Genomic DNA, 19,928 nt, shown 5'->3' on the forward strand with positions numbered 1-19,928 from the left:
AGTACCGATTCCCGGTTAATAATCCGGGAACATGTTTACATGCTGGCGACCCCTAAAATCCACGATGAATTGTATTGTAATACATTGATTATAAATAGAATATATAATTATTGCTGGTGATTTTTAACCCCGTTGAAAAGCCCCGCGGTCACAACCGGTTTTCGGAAAAAGAATGGGTGCTGTCCGGGCGAGCCGAAGGCACGTAAGTTCACACATTCCCGAAAAACGGGCAGTGAACGGGGAAAAAGGCTTTTCACGGGGTGCCCTTTCCTTGGTTACTTCCTTTGGGCGCGCAAAGGAAGTAACATATAAAAAGTGTTCTTAAAAAAATGGGGGGTTGCCACCCGATTTACTTGCCCTTGACAGCAATAAAACAATACATTTCATTTTCAGGCGTGTGAAAACGACATTTTTCACCGCCCTCTCAATCAGGCTTTGCAATTCTGGGAAACTTCACATTTCCTCCCTGGAGAACCACATGCACAAGTCCTTGTACGCGTTGGTATTCCTTTACCTCTGTGTCTTTTCACCTGCCGCGGCGGAGGAAAAGAGCGCCGCAGTTCATGTCTCGCCGGACCACGCGGATTATTTTTACTCCGTGGGAGACAGCGCAGTGTTCAGTATCACACTGAAATATGAAGGCCCGGCTTCTTCCACTCGCCTGCATTACCGTTTCAGCGAGGATAACACCCGTTTCATGGAGGACATCACACTCGAACGCCCGTCAAAAGAAATCATCCTGAAACACGGACTGGAACACCCGGGCTTCCTGCGTCTGGACCTCTCTCTTTTCAGCGGTGCAGATACGGTACAGGTGTCCACGGCGGTCGGTTTCTCGGTGGATGAAATCCGCCCGACCAACAACCTGCCCGGGGACTGGCGTTCGTTCTGGCAGCAGGGCTTGGGCGAGGTCTACCGTGTACCGATGGATCCGCAGGTGAGCCTCTGGAAAGAACAGGAATCCGGAGTGAAACGCTACCTGGTGAGTCTGGCCAATATCGAGGGCTCGCGCATTTACGGCTGGATGACAATACCGGATGGCCCGGGGCCATTCCCGGCTCTGGTCTACATCCAGGGCGCTCCGGGGGGAATCGAAGAGTACCAGACCGATCCGCAGACCAACTATGCCCGCCGTGGCATGATCGTGCTCGCGATCAATCCGCACGGGATCGAGCTGGGGCGCGAGGAAAGCTTTTACCGCCTGCTGATGTCCCGTCACATCCCGGGCGATGGCGCCAGCCTGGGTGTCGATGATCCCTACCGCTACTATTTTCGCCGTGTGGTGCTGGGTGCAATCCGCTCGTTCGATTACCTCTGTTCGCGGGAGGACGTGGACACCGCACGGCTGGCAGTGGCGGGAGCGAGCCAGGGCGGCGGCTTGAGTCTTCTTACCGCTGCGGTGGACCATCGGGTCATGGCGGTGACGGTGCATGTACCCGCGATGTGCGATTTTACCGGCGTACTCCATGAGAGACCCGCCGGATGGCCCTGGCTGTTGGGCCGCAGAAGCAGCAGTGGCAAGGACGAACGCGTAGTGCGTACCTGCGCCTATTTCGATGCTGCGCTTGCCGCCTCGCAGATCCGGGTCCCGGCCTTTTTCACGGTCAGTTTCCTGGACCAATCCTGCCCGCCCACGACTGTTTATTCGGCCTTTAACAGCTTGCGCGGCCCCCGCGAAATCAAATATTTCCCGGACACAACTCATCCGGAGAGTTTCACCGGGGCGAACGACAGCCTGATGGTCGATAAGCTGGAGGCACTGTTCAGGGAGATGAAGAACAAGTAATAATCAAGGCGGCAAATTTCAAAACAGGAGTGATTTGAGGGCTTTTTCAGTAGCCTGTACTGTTTATTATCCTCTTGAAAAGCCCATGGTTCTTAAACTGCCGATTGTCCCGCTTAAAAAAACCAGCGCGCGTAAAAACCAGCCCCTGTCGGAAGGCTGCCGAATTCCGATCTCATGGTGATGCCGTCTGCTCTTACGGTGTTTTTTTCGCCGGCGCCGATCCATCCGTAGAGGCTTATATCGGCGTTGTTCCCCGCGCTAACGGTAAGCATGGGCTGCCAGAGCGTCGAGCCGTCCACAAGGTTTATGAGACCTGCGCAGTCGGCGTTCACGAGCGGGTGAAGCTGACGGTGGAGGGTTACGAGTCCGTACCCTGCGGATGCGAGGAACGCCCATCCTTCGCGGAACGGCGCATCCTGATACACAAAAGCGAGATCCCCGGGGTCACGGACGCCGAAGTCCTGAAACATGAGTGCACCGCCCATTTTTATCTTCGAGGGCAGGTTGAAATCAACACCGGCGACACCCGAGAATGCCGCTTCCGACCAGCCGCCGCGCCAGGCTTCCTCGTTTTTCTTGCGTTCGAACAGGGCAAGCTCGCCCCAGATGCCGTAATCGCCGACTCCGCCTTCCCAGCCGATGCCGCCGAATCCGCGCTTCCGGAAACGTCCCCCGACAAGTTCGAGGTCAATGCCCTTCACTGACGAGCGGAAACGGCCGAGCAGGGCGCCGTACTCCCATGGTCTTCCGCCGATCGCAATGACCTCCGCCTCTCCTTTCATGCCCACAGGCCGCCGGATTCTCAGGGCGTCGACTCCGGGCTTGTATGTCGCGTCGAGGTCTCCGGGTGCAAACGGCGCGACCACATCGAGCACACCGATGAAATGGCTTGTTCCGAGACTTACCGGCTGACGGCCCGCATGGAAATCGTATGAACCGAGACTCCAGCTCAGATCGAGCCGTTCGAGACGGGTCTGCATGGAGGCTGTGTTTTCTTCGACATGATCGAATGTGGCATCCCAGCGTTCGAGCGGTTTCCCCGAGCCGAATATGCTTCCTCCGCCCCCGGTCAGGCCGAACATGCCGCTGCCCGACGAGAAGAAGTTCATGCGCGTTTCCACTGCGGTTGAAAGAGCGATAGTCCTCCAGTTCGCATCCTCGTACACCCTCAGCGTACTCTGCGAAATACCGAACACATGGTCGGGCATGACAGCTCCACTGGTACCGGCGGGTCTCCTGAAAAGCAGGACATTCTGCCTGAGCGCGGCACCGTACCTTAAATCGGAAGCTTCGGCTCTGTTCGGACCATAACAGCCGAAACCGACGAAGCAAACAATCATCCATAAAATGATGATCAAGCCTTTGTTCATACTCATCGTTATTCTTCCCCTTTATTCTTTCCGCTCATCCGCCTGTACCTTGCCGTCACGCAGCCGGATAACCCGTTTTGCATGCTCCAGTACAAGGGGATCGTGCGTGCTGAAAAGAAATGTCACGTTTTTCTCCTCATTGAGCCTGCGCATCATATCGAGAAGATTATGTGAAGTATCGGTATCGAGGTTCGCCGTCGGTTCGTCGGCAAGCACAATCGCCGGGTCGCCTATCACTGCCCGCGCGACCGCGACACGCTGCTGCTGACCGCCGCTCAACTGAGTCGGGAACCGGTTTTCGAGCCCTTCGAGTCCAAGATTCTCGAAAAGAGGCAGAATACGGTTCTTGTGCTCATGTTCGGGAATCCCCTGAATCTGGAGAACAAACTGGACATTCTCGTACGCGGTCAGCACCGGTATGAGATTGTATGCCTGAAAGATAAAGCCGATCCTGCGAAGCCTGAGCTCGGTGAGATCGTCATCAGTTCTGTTACCGGTCGTTTTACCGTCGATTGCGATCTCGCCTTCGGTAGGACGGTCGAGGCCGCCCGCAAGATTGAGCAGTGTTGTCTTGCCGCTTCCCGATGGCCCGGCCAGCGCGGCAAATTCACCATTTTCCAGAACAATATCGACGCCGTTCACTGCATGAACGACATGCTCCCCTTCCTGAAAATTCTTGACCACATGATTCATACGTATCGCTTCCATCAGAAACCTCGCATGTATTATGAATAATAACAATGAATTATCATCTTTAATCTTTCATTCCGTTCATTATTTCAGCTTGTACCGGGTCAGTATATCCGCATTGCATCGGACGGCCGTATTTTCATCACATGATGAGCCGGATAAAGGGATGCCAGAAGAGCGATGCATATCATCCCTACACCCATGATGAGCATTCCTTTCACATCCCATGTGCTGTACATGATCGGTTCATAGAGCGTGCCGCCGATTCCCTGTTCATCGATCACCGAAGTGAGGTTGATTCCCTTCGTGGCAGTATAGAGCCCCGCTATGCTGCTCAGCACATACCCGGACAGCACACCGACACAGGAAAGGACGAACGCTTCAGACAGAACCATTTTCCGGATGCCCGATTTGCTGACTCCGATCGCGCGGATAACACCGAATTCCCGCGTCCGCTCCATGACACTCATGAGGAGCGTGTTGATGGTTCCGATTCCCACGATAATGTAGATAATGATGACGGTTATCTGGAGACCGGCATGATCCATGTGAATGCTCGATGCCAGCTCCGGCATTGCGTCTTCCCACTGATACGCTTCGGCATTGGGATAACGGGCGGCGATTTCACGGATTCGGGGAAGCATCTGTTTGACCATTTTGTTGCTCCGGAGCATGACCGCTATCTCGTGAGCGCTGTCCTTATACCCGATGATATCGGCGAGTTTTTCACGGTCGATGAATACCGCCCCGGCATCTATTTCACGGATATTGGTGCGGACTAAACCCGAAATCCTCAGCAGGGCGCTCACAATTTCGCCTTTGGGACCCTGCACCATGAACACGCATTTATTGCCGACATTCAATCCCAGTTCATGGGCGAGCCCTTCGCCGATGAGGATACCTCTCGGATCATCTTTTCCGGGTAGTTTTCCCTCGACGATGCGTTTCGGTTCGAGCACCGGATTGATGCCCTTCTCACGGTCGAAATCGATGCCCATGAATCCCGCTGCACGGCTTTCACGGCTCGAACGAATAAGCCCCGGCACCTTGAGGCGGGGAAACACATTCGTGACTTCGGGTTCGCGTTCCAGCTCGGCAACAAGGTTGCTTACCTCGATAACCTGTTCGGTTTTACGGAGCTCGAGGTACTTGTTATGGTAAATCCCGATATGCCCGCTTCCCATCCGAACGCCGTCATCGACCATTTTTGCGTACGATCCTATGGCGAGGTTGTTCCACCAGACGGCTATAAATACGCTGCCCCCTATCGAGACCAGCTCGAGAATGGTTCTCCGCTTGTTTCTCCAGAGATTGCGCCATCCGAGTTTGAACCAGATCATATCATACCTCCCTCAGGACATCGACCGGATGCAGACGCTTCAATCTCCATGCGGGGAAAAGCGCCACTATCATTCCGAGACCTATGATCATCAGCACGGGAACACAGATGTTATTGACCGCAAGGTAACACCGTAGGCGCGGCTGCATTACGGTTCCCCCAAAGGTTATTTCGGAAAAGAACATGCTCAGATCGACCGGATGACCGTACATGTAGAGGCTTATCAGGCTCCCGGCAATACCTCCTGCAATCCCGGCGATGCTGCTTATCAGAAATCCTTCGATAATGATCATGAACGACAGTTTCCTGATTCTGAGCCCCAGCGCGCCCATGATTCCGAATTCCCTGAGCCGCTCGAAGAACATCATGTACATGGTATTCACGGCGACAAGGACAACGGCAAAATAGAAAATAAGGGCAAAGATATACCGCGCCGCATACCAGTAGTCGAGTATCTGCTTCATCTGGGGAAGGAATCCATACCACGATGTCACTTCGACGCCCGGCACTTCGGGACGGAATTCCCGTGCCCACACTTCGGCGGCAATCGGCCGTTTCAGCGAAACCGCCCATTCATGGATCTGCCCGTCGAGAACGAGCATGTCCTGAAGGGTTTTCCGACCCACCACGGCAAGACTGACATCACGGATGGGATCACCGGTGTCGACTATTCCCGACACGTGAAATATATCCGCCGCAATGGAACCGTCCGAACCCTGACCCATTGCCACGATTTCGCCGCCCACTTCGGCTTCGAGACGTTTCGCCAGCCCTATACCGAGAAGAATGTCCTTGGAATCCGTGCCGGAGATGAACGATCCCTCGCGAACATGCGATTCGAGCCGTGTGACCGTGCGCTCCTCATCGGGATTGATGCCAAAGAGCTCGGCAGGCTGCGTGTGGCTTGTTTCGCCTTCGCCGAAACTGAGGAGGGCAAATCCGCGTACACGCCCGGCGACTCCCTTGACACGGGAATCCGCGAGAATCTTACCTCTGAGTCCATCCTCAGGAAGGGTCATGTAAATCTTGTGCTCGTCCTGGTATTTCTCCGCGGTGATTTTGACGTGGCCATGATAGAGTTCTGTGGCGCTCTCGATCATATCCCAGAACATGCCGTCGTAGATACCCAGCATGAGTATAACCATTGTAGTGGCAACGCTGATGGCGGTCATGGTAAGGACTGTCCTCCTCCGGTTCCGCCAGAGATTGCGGTATCCGAGTTTCATGAGCAGCATGTTCAGGGCCTCCTCAGCGAGCGTACGGAAAACAGGTCTTTCGGCAGCTTTATATCGAACTCGATGTTGCTGTAGGTCAGCACGGTCTTTTCGTCGGGCTTGTCGGTCGGCTGGATTTTCATTCTCAACGGCACCCATCGCCCGGAAACCTTTTCCACCTGATCGAACAGCATCGTTCTCACCAGTTTCCCGTCCTCGTCATAATACTTTATGTCGGTCGGAATTTTTTTGTCTATGTCGATACGGTACACAACCTTGTCCCAAACGATCGCGGCATCGGGCTTCGGAGTGCAGATAATCGAAGCGATACCATTCTCCACTTTTTCAGTCGCAAAGGTATAGAGCTCGTCGATCTTGTTTTCCTTTACCAGATCGTCATTCGTGAGATGGCTCCCCATCCAGCTGTCGCCCATGAGGCTCGAAGGGATTTTCATGAGACGGTCGATTTTGGGGAGATAGTTCCACATCTCGTCCCCGATTTTGAGGGTGGCGATCCCTTCGTCCTTTTTCGGCGCGAGTATCCGGGCAAGGAACTTGTCACGGCCTTCGGACCAGCCTTCCATGGTCATTTCCCGTGAATAGGCATCGGTCACCACCTCCATGTGCATGGTCGAATGGGACGTTTCTCCCTGGTACTGCGTTTCCACCTGACGGACGAGCTCCTGGGCATCGAATTTCACCGTGTTTTCGGCGCCGTACGCTATGCCGGTTATCAGGGCAGAGATCGTCACGATAATGCAGATACATACTACAAATCGTTTCATGAGCACAACTCCTCTTTCCGGTGGATATTTTTTTTCTCAGCAATACTTTTATACATATCGAAATAGAAATCTATCAACAGTTTAAGTTCCTCTTCCGTCAACTCGTCGATATGATTCATGATCCATGTATCGAACACATCATGCAGTGCATTCATGATGTCGAACAGGAGCTCGAACGGTATATCATCCCTGACTGCTCCTGTCTCGACGCCGTGTTTTAACATGCCCGTAAAAACTGAATTATGGAGGTTCATGAACTCGATTACCTGGGCGGGCCTGTTCGGAGCATTATAGAGATGAATCATTCCGCGCATGAGTCGCATGATATCGGGTTTTTCTATCACGATCCTCATAAACCTGTCGGCAATTTCTTTCCAGTCGCTCCAGAAGTCATCGCTGAATTTACCCATGACTTTCTCTCCGAACCGTTCTATTATCTCGTCGACTGCCTCCGAAATAACGACCATATAGAGGTCGATCTTGTCCTCAAAATAGTAGTAGAGGGAACCCTTGCTGATACCCGCCTCGCGGATGATCGTATTGAGCGAGGCGCCTTCGTACCCGTTACGGGTAAATTCCTCGCGGGCGGCGTCGAGGATTTTTCTGCGCCGCTCGGGTTCGAGGTTATCAAAACGTTTTGTCGGCATATATATCTCCTTGATAAACATATAACCAATAGTCATACCGGCGATTTATACTTTATGTCAGACCATTGGTCTAACCGCTAATATAACCGGTGGTCTTTTATGTGTCAAGAAAAAAAATTCCGGACACAGAAAGACCACGTCCGGCTGTTTATGATAGCGAAAAGCTTCATCCGAGGCATCTAAGCGGGAGCGTTCTACCTGTAAAAAAGCTGGATGTGAAGTTTATAGGTAAGTGTAGGAAGTGGCTGTGGATAATATAAATGGGATCATAAATAACTGGTATCTTTTTAATGTATTGTATAGTGTTCAGACGCCCCATTCGTGCATATAGCCCTCTATAAAAGATTTACTTGCTTCAGTATTATACCTGTATGGTGCAACTTGCCACCATAATGCTAATAACCATGGTCTTAACGCTAATTGTTCAGGTATGAGATCCTTTTTCGATTTAAGTGCTTCAGCTTTAAGATCAGACCACATATATGTTGATGGATACACCTTGCTTATATCTATCCCTGAATCAAATTTATATGTGCAATATTCCCATGGGTTATCAGGCAAACTACACCGATGTGATATTTTTGTAAAATCAGGCCACAACATTTTACAATGCTGTTTCAAATTTGTTCGTACTAATAAATGAAACAAAGGTTCTAAAGTATATGAAGATCCATTAAAAGATTCTCTACTAATGGTACTAGCTTTATCCAAATTATTTTTAAAACGCAATACTTCATCGAAACTATAATATGGATTCACAAGACAAGAATTACTGTTCGGCTGATTTCTTGCTATTAAAGTAAATACAAGAGATAAAATGTCTTCATCTACTTTAGAGGTAGGATCATGTTTTCTACGCCAAATAAGCCAAGGTACAATGTTTGCAACCGCGCCCTCCCCCCACAAGTACTTATCTTTTTGTCTTTTAAGCAACCATTGTGTTAAAATTTCTCGATTTTGATCGTCTAAATAATGATTTTTCTCATCCATAATTGCAAGACAACTAAGTAAACCTAATAGTATTGTGAGACGCCAACCATAGATTTCGTTATCAGTTAGTCCATCTCCTTCAACAAGGTGTCTGCGATCTTTAACTTCATGCCATAAACCTACAAGGGCATCACCTGCTGCTTTCTCAGCTAATATCAATGTTTCTATCGCAACACCTTTTAGTTCAAAACCATGTTTTTCTCCAGCTGCGATGATGCTTACTGCTAATAATATCCATGCTGAAACGACTGCAAAATGGTTCTCAATTTCTAAAAAACAAGAGGTTACAATCCCTATTAAAAGAGCAGAACTTGTGACAACACGATAAAACTCTGATTTACTAGATATATTGTTAGAGAATGAATTTAGTTTTAAGACTTTTTGTATAAGCGATGAAAGCTTCTTAGTAGGAAGAACATCATTGGGATTTGTAAGATAAAGTTCAAGAAGCAACCGTACATCATCGAGTTCACTTGGCCAAAGTGATGTTCCTAGATCTTGGCACCAACGTATCAAATCACCTCGAGAAATAAGAGAAATATTTGATAAATATCTACCACGATTCAGGTCATCTACGGCTCGTTGAACTTCTTCCTCAAAGAAACCGTTACTCACAAGATATGATTTATGAGAATCACTTGGAAATCCTGGGAAAACTACAGGTTGACTTATTAACTGAATTAACTGTGGCTGTATATCTCTACGAAACTCGCATAATCCCATTCTTCCCCCAGGATTTCCTTTTAGTTGAAATACACAACCAGATCCATCTGGAGCAATTGCATACACATCTTTACCAAACTCAAGGCCAGTATGGCGAGTACTGTGCACAACTCTATAGCCTTGAGCAGTAAGAATCTGCACAAATACTGGTTGATAACTACGTTCACTCGCACTATCCAACCAGTTCTCTATGAGCTTCTCTATCACGCCATTCCATCCTTTTTCGCTCCATTAATTCATTATACCGTTTTTGTATTTCTGGATTAGTTTCAATTTCCTTCATTACAAGTTTAACTTTATCAGAGTGTTGAGGATTAATAATCATTGTTAATTGATGATGTTTTCCTGTTTCATCAAAATTTATCTGGATTTTTTCTAATACAGCAAATAAAGCTTCGACATCAAATGGTTTTCCTTCATAGTTAATGGATTGGCCAGCAGCTTCAATAGAATCATTTAGTGTTCGAAGTAAATTTCCGCTTATTTTATTTGCCAAAGTATCAGCAATAGTGTTCATTTTCGTGATAATATCCTGATGTGTAAGATGTGGAATTTCATCGTAAGGTAAGGAAATCTCACTAGTGGATTCTATAATACTAGAATCTTCAATTGTCCCATCAGCTCTTATCATGCGAAATAGGTTTCCCTCATGTATAATTTTTCTGGGTGTTATTTTGAAAACACCAATTCTTGCATTAACCTGGTTATCAATATACTGGTTAAAAATTTTCCGAAGGTCTTTTTTAAGATTTGGTAAGTCTGGAAGCATATTATCCCACAATGCAGTAGATAAATTGATAATAAAAATCTTTTCATCATAACAAAGAATAATGTATATATTTTCATCTCTGAAATCAATCCATTTCTTTGAGGATTGGTTTTAGTTCATACTTCTCCCAAAATGGGCATATCATTGCCCGCACATACCGGAACGCTTAGAAGAGCGGTGTCATCAGGCTTTTAGATTTTATCAGGATTTACAGGATAGTGGTACAGATTTACAGGATAGGGATCGGCTCATTAACTCGGGCAAGCATGCCTTGCTCGAAAAGGTTTCACACCTTTTCGGCCTAGAATCGCGGGAGTGAATGATTTTTGATCTCGCCGATTCCCACAGGCTTTCCATTTATCGATACCAATCATACCCTACCGGATATTTAGGCGCGATAACGGTTACACATGGAGAGCAAGGTCTTCGAGGGTCACTTTCTTGAATACTTCTTTGCTTCCGAACCTTTTGACTGCGTCCATTATTTCGATTCTCGCAATCTGTCCTTCAGAATCGTAATCCACGGCGATGCCTTCGGCTGCATGCTCAGTGGTAACCGTCGTTTCGATGAAACGGATATATAGAACATCCACCACGGAATCGTATGTTATTCTCATTTATTCCTTACTTTTAACCCAAATAATTCAAAACAATATTTTAACGCAAAGACACAAATATATATAAACGATTATTTATACTATCTTTAGTAATTATTAATCGTTAACATCTGTAAAAAAAGATATATAAAAATAAATCCGCGAAAATCCGCCCAATCCGCGAAAATCCGTGTTCTATTAAAATTTATGAATAGATCGAGTTAAAAAATAGGAACAAGAAGCATCATGCCTTCTCGGTCTCGAATCTTGGAAGCGAATGGTTTTCGATCTCGCCGATTCCCACAGGCTTTCCGCCCTCGACACCCGATTTGTGGGCCATGAGCATCACCGCGACCTTCTGGAGAATCGTCTCACCGTCCTCGGGCGAGATTCCGGTCTCGAATGTCTGCCCGATAACGCGCAGGAACGGGAGCCAGAGATGCTCGTCAACGTTCGCGCCCGATGATCCTTCCCAGAGGACGCCCTGTTCGACAATATCCTTGTCGAGGTGAACCTTGATCCAGTTGCGCCAGGGCTGGCCGAACCAGGTGGAAGCGACGCCGACGACGGGGTTGCGGTCCGCGGCGATTTTTTCATACTCGAGATGGGTCATGACCGGCGGTATGGACAGCGGGTCCTCGTCAGCCGGCCAGGACATGCCGTGTGTCGAGCACTTGATGACCCTGCCGCCGACGAGCATCTGGGCGGTTTCAAGGATATGCGGCATGTAGGAACAGAAATTGGCGGTCGAACCGTCCACATAGTAGTGCTGGATAATCTTGGGATCGATGCGCGACTTGGCGACCTGGAACTCATTCATCCACGGCACACAGGAGCCGGTGATGAGCGGGCATTCGTTTTCCTTTGCGAGGCGGACGATCTCGCGGGCATCCTTCATGTTCCATGCGACGGGACGGTTGATAAAAACCGGTTTGCCCTCCTCGAGGAACGGCCGTGCGAGCGCGAGCGATTCCTGCGGGTCCATGATGAACACCGCATCGACGAGCTTCACCATGTCCTCGGGGTTCTTGACGATGTTTTTGACTCCGAGGGTCTTGGTGAATTTATCCAGACTCATGTAGTTGCCGAGCTCCTTCACACGTGACTGTTTCCATGTGTCGGTGCCTTTCAGGGAGCCGAGGTACATGTCCTCACGTCCCCAGACCGCCACCACATGCATGTTTGTCCGCGGCGGCACGGAGGGCTCGTTGATCGCCCCGGTATACGCCATCGCATGCGAATAGGGACCGAGACCGACCATGCCGACTCTCAGGAGATCGCGCTTGAGGTTGACTCTTTTTCCGGGAGCCGGTTTACGGGCATGAACCTCGCCTGCTGCAAGACCGGCTGTGGCGCCTGCTGCTGCGGCTGTTTTCAGAAATTGACGTCTTTTTATAGTATCCTGTGTTTTCATGATTGTACCCTCTCATTCAGGAATCTCATTCCAGTGTTCTATACGGATGGTGGGCATACGGTAATCTCCGACCTCGTCGATATCGACGGGGTGGCCGCCTTCGTTCGCCGATTTAAATGCTGCTATGACAACCTTGAGTTTCTCCAGAATATCCTCATGGGTTTCAATCGATTTATTGGTAGTGAAAACCTCCTGAAGACTTATAAGAAAATCACGGAATGTAATCTCCATATTCGACCAGTTCGTCGTACCTTCGAGAATGGTATGGTCCTGGTAATATACGCGGTACCATTCCATTTCTCTTTTAAAACCACCGAGATTCAGTATTCCTTGTATGGGCGGTTTATCCCCCCGCGGGGCATATTCGAGATGGATCCGTGAAACGGGAACATCGTGGGGGTCATAACCCTTCGAGCCATCCCAGCCATGGAGGGAAACTTTCTTCACTCCGCCTCCGATGAGACGGTGCAGGGGTTCGAGGCCGTCATTCGCATACGAGGTGAAGAAACCGAGCGAGGTCGAGGCGAAAAAGCTGGCGATATTATCGCGCCTCACCCGTTCATACCTGATCAGGCTTTCCTGCATATCGACGGTAAACGAACCCGAATATACCGCCGATCCGGTGGATTTGGCGAGATTCAGGATACGTTCGCAGGTGGGCACATTCACCGCCACGGGGCTGCACAGGAAGATGGGCATCCCCTTTTTCAGAAACGGCTCGGCAAGCTCGTACGACCGGTCGAAATCCATGATCATCGCGGCGTCAACCTCGTCGACCATGTCATGGAAATCCTTGCAGACATTGGGGATACCATTCATTTTTGCGATTTCCTCCGGAGACTGCTCTTTGCCGGTCCAGAAATCGAGCATCTTTTTGACAAATTCCGGTTTACCCTTGTAATTCCTTGAATAATCATCACCCCAGATATGGGTAACCCGCATGTTGAGAAAATTGTAATCACGGTAAATGTTGTTGATGACCCGGATGTAATGGCCGTAAAACGAGAACGGCCCCGTTCCTACCCACCCGACCCGGATTACTTTCTGTGAAGCCGGAAACTTTTCCGATGGCATAGCACACTCCCGAATGAAATGCTTAATCGTTATTTAATGTAGAACTCCCAATTTTTCCTGTCTGATGAACCGGTACAAATCCATAGAAAACCCGTCGGGCAATTCCTTAAGTACAGATAGGTTTCCTCTGTTCGAAACGAAATTATGATTTACATGACCATGACGCTTAATTAAAATCGCACAGAGTATCTGTTTATATAAATCGTAATCGCCCGATTCGCAAGTGTTCTTTTGATATTTTACAAGCCCGGAAAACTCAGGAAACAGTAGCGATTTCTCCATAATCCCCGGTTATTCCGGAATCTTATCCCAGTATTCGATCCGGACAGTTGGAAGGCGGTAATCACCGATCTCGTCGACATTGACAGGCCGGTTACCCTCGTTGGCCGATTTATATGCCGCGATGACAACCTTCAGCTTCTGCAGAATATCATCGTGCGTTTCGATCGACTTGTTGGTAGTGAATACTTCCTGAAGATTTATCAGAAAATCCCGGAACATGAGCTCACGGCTGTCCGGCCGGTTTGTCATGCCCTCGAACACGGTATGGTCATGATAACAGACTCTGTACCACTCGTATTCGTTCTTGAATCCGCCGAGGGTCAGCACCCCCTGAATCGGCGGCTTGTCCCCCCGGGGCTCGTACTCGATATGGATTCGCGACACAGGGATGCCGGTGGGATCGTATCCCCTCGATCCATTCCAGCCATGGAGCGAGACCGTTCTCGCGCCGCCGCCGATGAGACGATATACCGGTTCGAGTCCGTCGTTCGCATACGATGTGAAAAAGTTATGGGTGGTCGAAGCGAAGAACGAGGCGATCTCATCACGCCTGATCCTCAAATATCGCGACTGGTTCTCGTGCATGTCCACAGTGAACGAACCGGAATACACCGCAGACCCGGTGGCGGCCGCCCGATCGAGAATGCGTCTGCATTCGGGAACATTGACAGCCACCGGACTGCACAGAAAAATGGGCATCCCCTTATCGAGAAACGGCTCGGCGAGCTCATACGACCGGTCGAAATCCATGATCATCGCGGCATCGACCTCATCCGCCATATCGTGAAAATCACTGCATACGTTAGGAATGCCGCACATCTTCGCGATACCCTCGGGGGATTGCTCGTCGCTCTTCCAGAAATCGACCATCTTACGGACATATTCCGGACTTCCACGGTAATTCCGCGCATAATCATCGCCCCAGATATGGGTGACGCGCATGTTCATGAAGTTGTAATCGCGGAAAATGTTGTTGATGACCCGGATATAGTGGCCGTAAAAAGAGAACGGCCCCGTGCCGACCCAGCCGACACGGATGACTTTCTGCGAGGAAGGGATGACTGCTGACGGCATACAATACCCTTTCTATTCGTGCATACGTGTATTATGTTGATTCCCATGAGATGCATTTTTACGTACCAAAAAATAACGATTATCCGGTATATGCAAGCATTCTTTTTTATATATTTTATACTTCACTGCCAAACGTCAGGATTAAAGAATGAAACACTTTGAACATCACAGCGTTCCAATGACTCCTCTCTCCCGCATGGACATCGCCATGCACAAGGGCATACCCGACCGCGTGCCCGTTATGTGCCAGCTTTCGCTCGGTCACTATCTTCTCAATACCGGCATCGCTCCCGCCCGTCTCTGGCACTGCACCGAAGCCTTCGTCGAAGCCCTCGTCACCCTCAGGAACCGGTACCGGTTCGACGGCATCCTTATCAACCTCCCGGGACACCCGGAAAACTGGCAGGAAGAAATGCTTCGGATCGAGTCGAAATCCGACGCCGAGATCGTCCACTGGAAGGATGGCTCTTATACCCTGTGTCCCTCCGACGACAATGTCCAGTGCTTCCGCGTGCATCCGCAGACCGGCGAATACATCCGCGATATAAAGCTCCGTCTGTCAGTGGACGAAGTCGATGTCGACAGGCTCTTTTACGAAAATCCCCACACGAACGGCGGCCTCAAGTATCCTTACCATTTCTACGACATCGCGCGGGGATACCGCGATCCATCGAAACCGGAGGAGTGGTTCCCCGAGTATGAGTTCCGGGCAATCGGGCTGCTCAGGAAAGCGACCGGCGGAACGGTGAGCATCCACGGCGAATTTTTCAGCCCGTTCACTCAGTTCATGGAGCTGCTCGGGTATGAAAATGCGCTCATCGCTCTTTTGACCCATCCGGACAAGAGCAGGGCAATCCTCGACCGCTTTGGCGATGGTTGCGTATATTACGGCCGTGAGCTCGCCCGCCACGGGGTCGATGCAATCCTGTGCAGCTCGGCGTTTGCGGGCGCCGGATTCATTTCGCGGAAGATGTACGGAGAGTTTGTCCTGCCTTACGAAAAGAAGTGCTGGGACGGGATCAAAGCAGAGTTTCCCGATCTGCCCTGTTATACCCACACCTGCGGGGCAATCGGCGACCGTCTCGACCTCATGGAGGCGACGGGACTGGACGGCATCGATACGCTCGATCCGCCTCCGCTCGGTACGGTCGATCTTCAAGAGGCAAAGCGGCTCCTCGGAACAAGGGTCTTTATCAAGGGCAACATCGACTCGGTGAACACCCTGCTCCACAAAGACCTCGAAGCGGCGAAGGATGACATGAAACAGCGCATCGCATGGGGCAAGCCGGGCGGAGCGTACATCCTCTCGACCGCCTGCAGCGTCGCTCCCCGTGTTCAGCCCGACCGTCTCGAAGCGCTCGTGGATATATGCGAGAAATACGGGAGGTATGAAGCTGAGTAACTGAGTTAAAAGGGTGAGAAAGCATACATACAGCTTTACGAAATGTATTATTTCATGTTCCTTATGAACCATAAAATCATAAGATAAAAATGACTTTTCGTCCCTTTTTAATCCGGTTACTAAAAAAATCAACCACAAAGGCACCATGACACCAATAGAGATATAAGAGATTATTTATGCTGTTATTTTTATAATCGCCCCGAATAATTCGTAAAAAGAACTGAAAATCACCCCATTTTTTCTGCATCGAATCCCGTTGTAATCCCTTTTCCCCCCGATTAGCTGTGTTGCATCGCAACAGGTTAAGTCGGCGGACAAGCACACGTTCAAGAATTGATCTGATTAATCATTTTTAGTAAATATTTTCTCATTATTTCAAATATTTGTGATCCGCATCACATTTTAATCTCCAAAGCCACTATATTAATAACAGTACTATTCATAATATAATCATGGTAATAGATTTGTTATCGAATTATTGGATAATAATCTGTAATTATATGTACCTCTGTATCACCATGATTTAAATAATTGAAATATTTGACAGGTATATTCATTCAACGGATACAATCATGAAAATGATTATTCTGTTCAACGATAAAAAGATATTCATCACCGACACAACGAGCACCCCCTTCGAAGATGTGCTTTTCTTCCCGCATTGGGGGCCGTACGATATATACTGATATGATGTAGACCGGGGAGGGAGTACATTCGTGATTACGCCCCTCCTTTTTACGAGGTGTAAAGAATGAAAAAATGCATTGTTATATGTGTACTGTTTTTCTTTTATACAGGCGACATTTATGCCGATCAATACTGGACATCATGGTGCATTCCTCCCGACATACAATCGGTAGCCATAGAAGACAGCATTGTCTGGTGCGCGACAAGTGATGACGGTGTCATAAGCTACAATACCCATACGGGACAAAAACTGTATTACAATGTCAATAATGGATTGGATAGTGATGTAATGTATAGTATGACCATAGATCATAATGGTCTTAAATGGTTTCAGACAAAAGACGGGCTTTCCCGTTTTGATGGTTCTCAATGGATCACTTTTCCCGGAGGAGGATTTTATGATATGGTGGTTGATCGGAATAATTATGTCTGGGCAATAAGAACAAAAGGTATATATAAAATATCAAACTCTGATATTGAAAAAGTTATAGAAGGTGTAACCGGACAATATATTTATCTTGAGATTTCCCCATCGGACATTCTCTGGGTTGCAGGTTATACAAAGATTTATCGAGTTATTGATCCGGATATTTCCGAAATAAATATTCATGAAATACTACTGGGAAGTTTTAGTGATCATATAAAAGACATTTCGGTCGACGGGAAAACGGAACTGCTCTGGTATACATGCACTTCATCGGTCTATTCATTCGATAATGCGACAGGAACGGAAACGCTGGAGCTTGATGATACGGTACCGGATTATGCGGGATATACCAGGATAGATATTGATTCTGCCGGGAATATCTGGCTGGCAGGTTCATCGTATATCGCACTGTACCGTGATGGAATACTGACGAACTATTCCAGTGTTTTTTTTGATGACTGTACAATCAATGATATAGCCGGCGACGGTAAAGGAAATGTATGGATATCGACAACGAGAGGTTTGATACGATTTGATGGTCAACATTTTGAGGCTATATTTGACGAATCGGAACTCTATCAAAATAGTGTGAGATCGATTGTTATTGACAATAATGACACTGTCTGGTGTTCACATAATGAATTTTCATCGACTCCTTTATCCTGTTATGTAGATGATACATGGAAGACCGGTCCGAAAGGAATGCATGATCTGCTTGCTGTTGACGATCAAAATAACCTTTGGGGGTCTTATGGAGGATCTCTGTATGTTTATGATGGTAATGATATAACTCAACGGAGCATCCGAGTTCCTCTTCCCGGTTATTTGTGTGACACGACATCGCCTGGAAGCATCGTCGATATCCTTTTTGAAGATAATAATGTTGTCTGGATAGCATCCTCAAGCAATTCTATGGACGATTGTACGACAGCCGGCGTATTCACCTATGATGGCGAAACAGTCGTACCGCAGCTTCTGGGAATTTTTTCCTGTATCGCAATGGATTCAAAAAAGAATACGTGGTGTGGAACGTTTTACGATGGTTTATACAGGTATGATGGTAATGAATGGGTTCATTATACCAATTCGAACGGTTTACCGGGTAACGAAATCTGGGATGTCGAGATCGACAGTAACGATGTGGTCTGGTTCACGATATTTTATGGTCAAATCGATGTCGGATATCATACGCTGGGAAATTTTGACAATAATACAATTACAGTATATACTGCTAATAATAGCGGACTGCCGGATGCGATGATTTACACCATAGCCATCGACCACAACAACACTAAGTGGTTGGGCACCGACGCCGGTGTCTGCCGTTTCGATGGCGAAACATGGACAACCTTCAACGCCGAAAATAGCGGCCTCTGCGACAACAAGGTCAATTGTATCGCGGTCGAGAAGAACAATACCATCTGGTTCGGCACCGACCACGGTGTTTTGCGCTACACTGGAGAAGTGATCAAATCTTCCGATGTCAACGAATCGAATCCGGAAGCTTTTCCTGTTATCCGTTCCTTCCCCAACCCTTTCAACCCCTCGACCACCATCGAGTTCACCCTGCCGGAAGCCGGAGCTGCGTCTCTCATCATTTACAACATTGCCGGGCAGAAGGTACGTGTTCTCTTGTCGGAGCCCCTGACTGCGGGTCATCACACCGCCGTATGGGACGGCAGGAACGGCAACGATTTACCAGTCTCAGCGGGCATCTACTTCGCCCGGCTGACCTGCGGCGGGCGGACGGCAACGGGGAAGATGGTGATGGTGAAATGAAACCGGGATATTCACTTAATCACGTAAACGTCTTTTTCAAATTATCATGAAAAACCGTTTAATGGATATTTCATAAAAGATTACCCTGAAAAATAGAGAAGATTTTTTTATCCGCGTAAATCCGCGTTCCATTATATTTTCATGAACGAGACAGAATGAATATCGATATCACTCACTTGTTTTCATGTGACGCTCAAAACCGGTGAACTGGCCGAACCGGAATGTCAGTTTTCCCGAAAACCCGCCGATATCGGAAGCGTCGAGCCCTATGATATCCATTCCCGCAATGACACGGTAGGATGCTCCGGCGCTCAATCTGAACCATTTCGTCACATTCACCGTACCCTCGATGCCGGGCTCGAATACAAAAAAGCTGTCCGATACCTTGAATGAGTCGTCGTCTTTATCGCAGTAGCTCACATTTCCGCTGCCGATGAGCGAGTATACGGAGCAGTGGGTAAGTTGTTTCGGTCTGAAATCATACTCGAATATAAAACCGCCGTAGTCAAAATCGAGTTTCAGGTCCCTTCCGGGATATGCGCTGCGGGCTTTCGACGGCGCTTTCGGCTCGGTAACGAGGCCCCATCCGCCGCCGCCCACGTTAAATGAATTATTGATTATTATTCCGCCGCGGCCGCCGACCAGCAATTCCGCGTTTCCGTTAATCGATGTGACACTTACTCCGGGACCTCCCCAGAAACCGTTGAGCTCGAAGTCGCCAGAGTTTTTGAACAGCGTCTCTTCATCTCCGTATGAGTCAGCTGCTCCGAAGACAAGCAGCACCAGAATAATCAGCCTTTTCATAGTGTACTCCGTAACCTTATTTAACCGTTATATGATATCCCGTTGAAATTCAATAAACCTCTACTCCCGGCCTCTC

General features: G+C 48.6%; 16 protein-coding genes. 3 read left to right on the top strand and 13 right to left on the bottom strand.

The annotated features are described in order from the left end of the window. The first annotated feature begins 478 nt into the window (after positions 1 to 478). Positions 479 to 1,786 carry an acetylxylan esterase gene (locus LLG96_06260; protein ID MCE5249808.1) on the top strand — a complete coding sequence of 436 codons (1,308 nt, stop codon included), beginning with the start codon at positions 479 to 481 and terminating at the stop codon, positions 1,784 to 1,786. Between the two features lie 113 nt (positions 1,787 to 1,899). Here LLG96_06260 and LLG96_06265 read toward each other — a convergent pair whose 3' ends face one another. From LLG96_06265 to LLG96_06320, 12 genes are all read right to left on the bottom strand, one after another. After that, complete coding sequence (locus tag LLG96_06265; GenBank protein MCE5249809.1) at positions 1,900 to 3,162, bottom strand: hypothetical protein; 1,263 nt, start codon at positions 3,160 to 3,162, stop codon at positions 1,900 to 1,902. Between the two features lie 15 nt (positions 3,163 to 3,177). Continuing rightward, the gene (locus LLG96_06270) at positions 3,178 to 3,864 is read right to left on the bottom strand and encodes an ABC transporter ATP-binding protein (GenBank protein MCE5249810.1); all 687 of its coding nucleotides are present in this window, start codon (positions 3,862 to 3,864) and stop codon (positions 3,178 to 3,180) included. An 86-nt stretch (positions 3,865 to 3,950) separates the two neighbouring features. After that, positions 3,951 to 5,186 (bottom strand): FtsX-like permease family protein, encoded by a 1,236-nt coding sequence (locus tag LLG96_06275; protein ID MCE5249811.1) that lies wholly within the window; start codon positions 5,184 to 5,186, stop codon positions 3,951 to 3,953. A gap of 1 nt (position 5,187) precedes the next feature. Continuing rightward, on the bottom strand, positions 5,188 to 6,420 hold the full coding sequence (locus tag LLG96_06280) for an ABC transporter permease (GenBank protein MCE5249812.1): 1,233 nt from the start codon (positions 6,418 to 6,420) through the stop codon (positions 5,188 to 5,190). Between the two features lie 2 nt (positions 6,421 to 6,422). After that, positions 6,423 to 7,184: an outer membrane lipoprotein-sorting protein gene (locus LLG96_06285; GenBank protein MCE5249813.1), complete on the bottom strand. Its 762-nt coding sequence runs from the start codon at positions 7,182 to 7,184 to the stop codon at positions 6,423 to 6,425. Beyond that, the gene (locus tag LLG96_06290; protein ID MCE5249814.1) at positions 7,181 to 7,831 is read right to left on the bottom strand and encodes a TetR/AcrR family transcriptional regulator; all 651 of its coding nucleotides are present in this window, start codon (positions 7,829 to 7,831) and stop codon (positions 7,181 to 7,183) included. The genes LLG96_06285 and LLG96_06290 overlap by 4 nt, the downstream gene beginning before the upstream one ends. Positions 7,832 to 8,137: 306 nt before the next feature. Then, positions 8,138 to 9,751, bottom strand: a complete 1,614-nt coding sequence (locus tag LLG96_06295) for a hypothetical protein (protein MCE5249815.1) — start codon at positions 9,749 to 9,751, stop codon at positions 8,138 to 8,140. Then, positions 9,717 to 10,313 carry a hypothetical protein gene (locus LLG96_06300; GenBank protein MCE5249816.1) on the bottom strand — a complete coding sequence of 199 codons (597 nt, stop codon included), beginning with the start codon at positions 10,311 to 10,313 and terminating at the stop codon, positions 9,717 to 9,719. The genes LLG96_06295 and LLG96_06300 overlap by 35 nt, the downstream gene beginning before the upstream one ends. A gap of 404 nt (positions 10,314 to 10,717) precedes the next feature. Further along, on the bottom strand, positions 10,718 to 10,930 hold the full coding sequence (locus tag LLG96_06305; GenBank protein ID MCE5249817.1) for a DUF2283 domain-containing protein: 213 nt from the start codon (positions 10,928 to 10,930) through the stop codon (positions 10,718 to 10,720). Between the two features lie 223 nt (positions 10,931 to 11,153). Beyond that, on the bottom strand, positions 11,154 to 12,323 hold the full coding sequence (locus LLG96_06310; protein MCE5249818.1) for a Gfo/Idh/MocA family oxidoreductase: 1,170 nt from the start codon (positions 12,321 to 12,323) through the stop codon (positions 11,154 to 11,156). 12 nt (positions 12,324 to 12,335) lie between these two features. After that, positions 12,336 to 13,397: a hypothetical protein gene (locus LLG96_06315; GenBank protein ID MCE5249819.1), complete on the bottom strand. Its 1,062-nt coding sequence runs from the start codon at positions 13,395 to 13,397 to the stop codon at positions 12,336 to 12,338. 291 nt (positions 13,398 to 13,688) lie between these two features. Further along, complete coding sequence (locus LLG96_06320) at positions 13,689 to 14,753, bottom strand: Gfo/Idh/MocA family oxidoreductase (protein MCE5249820.1); 1,065 nt, start codon at positions 14,751 to 14,753, stop codon at positions 13,689 to 13,691. A gap of 148 nt (positions 14,754 to 14,901) precedes the next feature. Here LLG96_06320 and LLG96_06325 point away from each other — a divergent pair, with 148 nt between their 5' ends. After that, entirely contained in the window at positions 14,902 to 16,155 is a 1,254-nt protein-coding gene (locus tag LLG96_06325; protein MCE5249821.1) for a uroporphyrinogen decarboxylase family protein, read from the top strand. A 751-nt stretch (positions 16,156 to 16,906) separates the two neighbouring features. Further along, complete coding sequence (locus LLG96_06330; protein ID MCE5249822.1) at positions 16,907 to 19,048, top strand: T9SS type A sorting domain-containing protein; 2,142 nt, start codon at positions 16,907 to 16,909, stop codon at positions 19,046 to 19,048. A 168-nt stretch (positions 19,049 to 19,216) separates the two neighbouring features. Here LLG96_06330 and LLG96_06335 read toward each other — a convergent pair whose 3' ends face one another. Beyond that, positions 19,217 to 19,852 carry a hypothetical protein gene (locus LLG96_06335; protein MCE5249823.1) on the bottom strand — a complete coding sequence of 212 codons (636 nt, stop codon included), beginning with the start codon at positions 19,850 to 19,852 and terminating at the stop codon, positions 19,217 to 19,219. Between the last annotated feature and the right edge of the window lie 76 nt (positions 19,853 to 19,928).

It is taken from the genome of bacterium (assembly GCA_021372535.1).
Taxonomy (GTDB): domain Bacteria; phylum Latescibacterota; class Latescibacteria; order Latescibacterales; family Latescibacteraceae; genus JAFGMP01.

Coding starts and splice junctions, on each gene's coding strand:
- LLG96_06290 (MCE5249814.1), bottom strand. CDS start 7,831: ATGCCGACAAAACGTTTTGATAACCTCGAACCCGAGCGGCGCAGAAAA.
- LLG96_06270 (MCE5249810.1), bottom strand. CDS start 3,864: ATGGAAGCGATACGTATGAATCATGTGGTCAAGAATTTTCAGGAAGGG.
- LLG96_06280 (MCE5249812.1), bottom strand. CDS start 6,420: ATGCTGCTCATGAAACTCGGATACCGCAATCTCTGGCGGAACCGGAGG.
- LLG96_06330 (MCE5249822.1), top strand. CDS start 16,907: ATGAAAAAATGCATTGTTATATGTGTACTGTTTTTCTTTTATACAGGC.
- LLG96_06320 (MCE5249820.1), bottom strand. CDS start 14,753: ATGCCGTCAGCAGTCATCCCTTCCTCGCAGAAAGTCATCCGTGTCGGC.
- LLG96_06260 (MCE5249808.1), top strand. CDS start 479: ATGCACAAGTCCTTGTACGCGTTGGTATTCCTTTACCTCTGTGTCTTT.
- LLG96_06305 (MCE5249817.1), bottom strand. CDS start 10,930: ATGAGAATAACATACGATTCCGTGGTGGATGTTCTATATATCCGTTTC.
- LLG96_06310 (MCE5249818.1), bottom strand. CDS start 12,323: ATGAAAACACAGGATACTATAAAAAGACGTCAATTTCTGAAAACAGCC.
- LLG96_06335 (MCE5249823.1), bottom strand. CDS start 19,852: ATGAAAAGGCTGATTATTCTGGTGCTGCTTGTCTTCGGAGCAGCTGAC.
- LLG96_06265 (MCE5249809.1), bottom strand. CDS start 3,162: ATGAGTATGAACAAAGGCTTGATCATCATTTTATGGATGATTGTTTGC.
- LLG96_06325 (MCE5249821.1), top strand. CDS start 14,902: ATGAAACACTTTGAACATCACAGCGTTCCAATGACTCCTCTCTCCCGC.
- LLG96_06300 (MCE5249816.1), bottom strand. CDS start 10,313: ATGCTTCCAGACTTACCAAATCTTAAAAAAGACCTTCGGAAAATTTTT.
- LLG96_06285 (MCE5249813.1), bottom strand. CDS start 7,184: ATGAAACGATTTGTAGTATGTATCTGCATTATCGTGACGATCTCTGCC.
- LLG96_06315 (MCE5249819.1), bottom strand. CDS start 13,397: ATGCCATCGGAAAAGTTTCCGGCTTCACAGAAAGTAATCCGGGTCGGG.
- LLG96_06275 (MCE5249811.1), bottom strand. CDS start 5,186: ATGATCTGGTTCAAACTCGGATGGCGCAATCTCTGGAGAAACAAGCGG.